Below are 6,388 nucleotides of genomic sequence, written 5' to 3'. Positions count from 1 at the left end.
GTGCACCGGCCCGGGCCGGTGCACCGCCGCCCGCAACCTGCTAGAGGTCCAGCACCAGTCGCTCGGAGCGGCACCGCCCGACGCAGATCATCATGCTGCGGCCGGCCTCGCGCTCCGACTCGGTGAGCAGCGAGTCGCGGTGCTCCGGCGTGCCGGCCAGCACCCGGGTCTCGCACGAGCCGCAGTAGCCCTTCTCGCAGTCGTACGTCAGGCCGGGCACCGCCTCGCGCAGCACATCGATCATCCGGCGGTCCCTGGGCACCCGCAGGGTCGCCCCGGTGCGGGCGAGGTGCACCTCGAACTCGGTGTTGGCCGCCGGGTCGAAGGCGACCTCCAGGTCGTCGCCGGCGGTGAACCGCTCGACGTGCAGCTGCCCCGACCGGCCCGCCTCGGCGCAGGTCCGCTCCAGCGCGCCGATCATGCCGGTGGGCCCGCAGCAGTAGATGGCGGTGTCCGGCCCGGCGGACGCGACGAGCGCCGCCAGGTCGGGCAGGCCGGCCTCGTCCTGCGGTAGCAGGGTGGCCCGGTCCCCGGCCAGCGCCACGACCTCGTCGGCGAAGGCCATCGAGGCGCGGGTGCGCCCGCCGTACACCAGCCGGAACGGCACGCCCCGGCGGTCGGCTTCGCGGACCATCGCCAGGATCGGGGTGATGCCGATGCCGCCGGCGAGGAAGAGGTAGCCGGCGGCGTCGACGAGCGGGAAGTGGTTGCGCGGGCCGCGCACGGACAGGGTGGCACCGGCGCGGGCGACCGCGTGCAGCTCCACCGAGCCGCCCCGGCCACTCGCCTCGCGCAGGGCCGCGATGCGGTAGTGGTGGGCGTCGTCCGGGTCGCCGCACAGGGAATACTGCCGGACCCGGCCCGAGGGCAGCCGCACCTCCAGGTGCGCCCCCGGCGCCCAGGGCGGCAGCGGCGCGCCGGTGGCGTCGTCGAGGCGTACCTCCAGCACGTCGTCGGCCGCGACGGCCGCGACCTCCACCCGCAGGTCCCGGTCGCCCGCCGGGCCCGCGACCGGCCGGGCACCCGGCGCGTCGGCGGCGCGGGTGCCGGGGGTGAACACGGCGGGTACGGCGTCCCAGCCGGTCTGGTTGCCCCGGGTCGGGTACGTGACCAGGCCCTCCTCGACGACCCGGTAGTCGGGCAGCCGGGTGAGCACCTGCGTGATCATCTCGCGGAACATGAGGCGGGCCAGGTGGGCGCCGGCGCAGCGGTGGCTGCCGATGCCGAAGCTGAGGTGCCGGGCGGCGTCGCGGTCCAGCCGGATCTGCTTGGGCTCGGGGAAGACCGCCGGGTCGTGGTTGGCGGCGACCCAGGGGATCAGCACCCGCTCGCCGGCGGCGACCGGGCAGCCGCCCACCTCGGCGTCGGCGCGGGCGGTGCGGGCCATCGACTGCGACGGCGCGAACGCCCGCAGGAACTCCTCGGTGGCGTTGTGCAGCAGGTCGGGGGAGTCGACCAGCCGCTGCCGGTCCTCCGGGTGGCGGCTCAGGTGCACCAGCGTGGAGCCGGTCAGCGAGGTGGTGGTGTCGACCCCGCCGGCGATCAGCAGCCCGATCACGGGGACCAGCTCGTCGGCGTCGAACAGCTCGCCGTCGGGGCGCCGCTGGGCGGCCAGGTAGCTGACGGCGTCGTCCGTCGGCTGCGCCCGGCGCTCGACGATCAGCTCCCGGATGCGCCGGTCGAGGTACGCCAGGCCCGCCGCCCCGCGTGCGGCGCGCTCGCTGCCGGGCAGCGCGGCGAAGATGTCGTGGATGGGGCCGGCCAGCTTGGCCCAGTCGGCTTCCGGGAAGCCCAGCCAGTCGAGCGTGACGGCGGCCGGCAGCGGGTTGGTCAGGTCGCGGACGAAGTCGACCGAGCCCTCGGCGACGAACGCGTCGATGACGCGGGTGGTGTGCCGGGCGATCATCGGGGCCAGCTTCGCCACCGCGTCCTGGGTGAGCAGGGGGTTGATCAGGTCGCGGTACTCCGTGGCGGCCGGAGGGTCCAGCTCGATCGGGTACTGCTCCAGGCCGGGGCCCCGGGGGATGACGATGGCGGTGCCGTCGCCGCCGGCGACGGAGCGGGCGGAGGAGAAGGCGTCGTCGTCGCGGGCGATGCGGACCACGTCGGCGTACCGGGTGGTGTAGACGAAGCCGCCGTGCGCGGTGGTGCGCCCGACCGGGCAGGTCTGCCGGTACGCCTCGTAGTAGCCCACGGGGTCGGCGTTGCACTCGGCCGAGTGGTGGTCGAAGGGGGTGGCCGGTGTGGTCAGCTGGTGTTCGGTCATGGGGACGAGCTCCACGGGTGCGGGACGCTGCGCGGTGTTGCCCAGCCGCGCCACTGGGGTGTCGGACGCGAGCGTAGCTCGCTCACATCACGAGACGCTGTTACGGATCGAGCCTCAGAAGGTGAGGACCGCCTTGCCGACCTCGCCGGCCCGTACGGCGGCCACCGCCTCGTTGATCTGCTCGAACGGGAAGTGGGTGATCAGCCGGTCCACCGGGAACCGGCCGGCGGCGTGCAGGTCGAGCAGCTTCGGCAGGAAGACCTGCGGCAGGCTGTTACCCCCGATGATGCCGGTGACGGTGCGGCCGTTGAGGATGCTGCGCCAGTCGAAGCTCATCCGCTCGCTCGGCCCGACGCCGATGACGCCGCAGCGGCCCAGCGGGCCGAGGACCTCCACCGCCGTGCGCAGCACGTCCTCCCGGCCGGTGGTGTCGATCGCGACGTCGAAGCCGTGCGGGGCGATCGCCGCCAGCAGCTCGCGCGGGTCCCCGGCGGCCGAGTGCACCCCGTGGGTCGCGCCGAGCAGCCGCGCGGTGTCCAGCTTGCCGGCGTTGACGTCCACGGCGGCCACCACGGCGCAGCCGGCCGCGCGGGCGGCCAGGATCGCCGCCACGCCGACCGCGCCGGCGCCGAAGACGACCAGCGACGATCCGACCTCCGGGCGCAGCACGTTGAGCACCGCGCCGGCGCCGGTGCCGAAGCCGCAGCCGAACGGGCCGACGACCCGCAGGTCGATCTCCTTGTCGACGGGCACCACGGCGCGGGCCGGGGCGACCACGTGGGTGGCGAAGGACGACTGGCCCAGGAAGTGGCCGTTGACGGGTGCCCCGTCGCGGGACAGCGCCGAGCTGCCGTCCGGCCGCCGCCCGGCGAAGTTGACGGCGTCGAACCGGCGGCAGTACGCGGGGTTTCCGCCGAGGCAGAGCGGGCACTCGCCGCAGGAGGCGAAGCTCATCGCGACGTGGTCGCCGACGGCGACGCCCGTGACCCTTGCGCCCACCTGCTCCACCACGCCGCTGCCCTCGTGGCCGAGGACTGCGGGGGTGGGGAAGAAGTTCGAGAACTCCAGGTCCGTGCCGCAGACGCCGACGCTGTCCACCCGCACCAGCACCTCGTCCGGCCCCGGCTCGGCGAGGTCGAGCTGCTGGAGGGTGAACGGCGCTCCCGCGCTCTCCAGCACCGCCGCTGTGATCCGCACGCGCCCTCCCGGTCAACTCACAAAGCGAGACTGCATCTTGACATGCGAAACATGAAGGGTCAAGGATTCCCTCATGGCTGACCTGGACATTCCCCCCGCCCGCCAGTTGATCGACGGCGCCTGGGTCGCCGCCGCCGACCAGGGCGAGCTGCCTGTGCTCGACCCCGCGACCCGGCAGCTGATCCAGCCGGTGGCCCGGGCCCGGGCGGCCGACGTCGACGCGGCCGTCGCTGCGGCCCGCCGCGCCTTCCCCGCCTGGGCGGCGACCTCACCCACCGAGCGCGGGGCGATCCTGCGCCGCTGGGCCGACCTGATCGCCGCCCACGTCGAGGACCTCGCCGCCCACGAGGCCCGCGACGTGGGCAAGCCCCGCTCCGGCGGGCGCCTCAACATGTACATCGCGCACGGCATCGTCGACTACTTCGCCGGCGCGGCCGACAAGCTCACCGGTGTCACCCTGCCCACCCGCACGCCGGACTACTTCGGCTACACCCGCCCCGAGCCGTACGGGGTGTGCGCCGTGGTCCTCCCGTGGAACGTGCCCGCCGTGCTCACCGCGGCCAACGTCGCCCCGGCCCTGGCCGCCGGCAACACCGTCGTGCTCAAGCCCTCCGAGATCGCGCCGCTGGCCCCGTTCGCCCTGGCCGAGCTGGCCCACCGGGCCGGCCTGCCGCCGGGCGTGCTCAACGTCGTCACCGGCCTCGGCCCCGAGGCGGGCACGGCGCTGACCGGGCACCGCGACGTCGACCACATCAGCTTCGTCGGGTCCACGGCGACCGGCCGGGCCGTCATGCGGGCCGCCGCCGAGAACCTCGTCCCCGTGAAGCTGGAGCTAGGCGGCAAGTCACCGAACGTCGTCTTCGCCGACGCCGACCTGGACGTGGCGATCCCGGCCATCGTCACCTCGATCACCGAGAACGCCGGGCAGAACTGCTACGCCGGGTCCCGCCTGCTGGTCGAGGAGTCGATCCGGGTGGAGGTGGTGGAGCGGGTCGCCGCCGGGATGGCGGCCGTGCGGACCGGCCCCTGGGACCAGGACCTGGACATGGGGCCGCTGGTCAGCCAGGCCCAGTACGACCGGGTGCGCGGCTTCCTGGCCGAGGCCCCGAGCGCCGGGGCCCGGCTGGTCACCGGCGGGGAGTCGGCCGGCGGGCGCCACGGCGACGGCTGGTTCGTCGCGCCGACCGTCTTCGACGGGGTCGACTCCGGCATGCGGCTGGCCCGCGAGGAGGTCTTCGGCCCGGTGCTCGCCGTGCAGGGCTTCCGCGGCGTCGACGAGGCCGTGGCGCTGGTCAACGGCACCGACTTCGGGCTGCTGACCTGTATCTGGACCAGCGACGTGTCCCGGGCGCTGCGGGTCGCCGCCGACGCGCGCAGCGGCCAGGTGGCGGTCAACCAGTTCCACGACGCCGGGGTGATCGGCTTCCCGTTCAACATGCAGAAGGAGAGCGGGTTCAGCCGGGGCGGCGGCTATGCGGCGCTGCGCGAGTACACCCAGGAGAAGGCCGTCGCGGTCCGCCTGCTCGATCGCCCATCGGCGTGACCCGGCCGGGCGAGCTGCCGGCGGCGCGGGCGCGGCTGACCGTCGCGACCGGGCCGCCGCCGGCCGCGTTCGCCCAGGCCCTCGCCGAGCTGGCCTTCGGCGGCGCCGGCTGGCCGGGCCTGCTGGCCGCGCTCGCGCAGCGCGTCGGGGCGGCCTGCCGGCTGGTCTCCGAGGCCGGGGAGCTGCTGGCCGCCAGCGACGGCGCGGCCGGCGGCCCCCGCGGCGCCGACCCCGAGGAGGTACGCCGGGCGCTGGCCGGCTCCCGGCCCGGCGGTCAGGTGGCGGGAGGCGTCCCGGGCCGGGTCCGCTGCGCCGACGGGTGGACCGGCCGCGCCGTGCCGGTCGGCGCGGGGCCGCGGCGCCTCGGCGCGCTGCTGGTGGCCGAGCCGGTCACCGCCGGGCAACTCGACCTGGCCCGGGCCGCGACCACCGCGCTGCTGATCGACGCCGTACGCCGCGAGTCGCCCCCGCCGCCCGCCTTCGCCGACGCCGCGGCCGTGCTGCGGGCGCTGCGCGACGGCATCCGCCCGCCCGGGCCCGGCGACCCGCCTGGTGCGGGCGACCCGCTCGATGCCGCCGCCCCGCTCGGCGTCGGCGGCTCCGGCGGGATAGCCGGCCCGCGCGGGGTGACCGAGGCCGACCTGCTGCGGGCCGGCGCGGCCCACGGGTGGCGGCTGGACCAGCCGCACGCGGTCGCCGGGATCGTCTACACCGGGGCCCAGCAACGGCGCTGGGCGTCGGCGCTGAGCTGGCTGGACCGGCCCGTGCTCGCCGAGGGGCGGCGGGCCTGGACCCTGCTGCACGGCGACGTGGACCGCGAGGCGACCCGGCTGCGGGCCCGGCTGGACCAGATCGTCGGCGCGGGGCAGGTGCGGCTGGCCAGCGGCGCGCTGGTCAGCGGGGCCGCCCGGACGGCGGCGTCGTTCCGTGACGCGGACCGCCTGCTGCGCCTGCTGCTGCGGCAGCCGGACGCGCCGCCCGAGCTGCCGTTCGGCCGGGCCGGGCTGCACCAGGTCCTGCTGGCCGTGCCCGACGACCGGCTGAGCTGGTTCGTGCAGCGGCACCTGGGGCCGATCGCGCACCGCGACGACCTGCTGCGCACCCTGGACTGCTGGCTGGCCACCGGGGGCAGCCGGCAGGCCGTCAGCGAGCGCCTGCACCTGCACCGCAACTCGGTGGGCTACCGGGTGGGGTTGATCAAGCGGCTGCTGGGTGTCGACCCGCTCGAGCCCGACACGGCGACGGTGCTGCGCACCGCGCTCGCCGCGCGGGAGCTGCTGGCCGCGTCGGACCCCGGCTGACCTGCTGATCGGTGCCCGGTGAACGGCGCGGCGGGGGCGTAAAGGCACGGCTTGGTTTCGCTGGCGTTCCTGTTTCGGTCA

Annotated in this window: 4 protein-coding genes; 2 read left to right on the top strand and 2 right to left on the bottom strand. The window is 75.9% G+C overall.

Annotation, left to right across the window (positions count from 1 at the left end):
* Nucleotides 1-40: 40 nt before the first annotated feature.
* Nucleotides 41-2,266, bottom strand: coding sequence for a cytochrome P450 (locus ACFT41_RS19855; RefSeq protein WP_377590344.1), 2,226 nt, complete (start codon nt 2,264-2,266; stop codon nt 41-43).
* A gap of 114 nt (nt 2,267-2,380) precedes the next feature.
* Entirely contained in the window at nt 2,381-3,463 is a 1,083-nt protein-coding gene (locus ACFT41_RS19850) for an NAD(P)-dependent alcohol dehydrogenase (RefSeq protein ID WP_377590342.1), read from the bottom strand.
* Nucleotides 3,464-3,536: 73 nt separating this feature from the next.
* Between ACFT41_RS19850 and ACFT41_RS19845 the strand changes: the two genes are divergently transcribed.
* On the top strand, nt 3,537-5,006 hold the full coding sequence (locus ACFT41_RS19845; protein ID WP_377613945.1) for an aldehyde dehydrogenase family protein: 1,470 nt from the start codon (nt 3,537-3,539) through the stop codon (nt 5,004-5,006).
* Nucleotides 5,003-6,307 (top strand): PucR family transcriptional regulator, encoded by a 1,305-nt coding sequence (locus ACFT41_RS19840; protein ID WP_377588384.1) that lies wholly within the window; start codon nt 5,003-5,005, stop codon nt 6,305-6,307. The genes ACFT41_RS19845 and ACFT41_RS19840 overlap by 4 nt, the downstream gene beginning before the upstream one ends.
* The last annotated feature ends 81 nt before the right edge of the window (nt 6,308-6,388 follow it).

The organism is Micromonospora sp. NPDC057141 (assembly GCF_042670805.1).
Taxonomy (GTDB): domain Bacteria; phylum Actinomycetota; class Actinomycetes; order Mycobacteriales; family Micromonosporaceae; genus Micromonospora.
The sequence above is the reverse complement of the archived record's forward strand: the minus strand, read 5'-3'. Positions and strand labels throughout refer to the sequence as shown.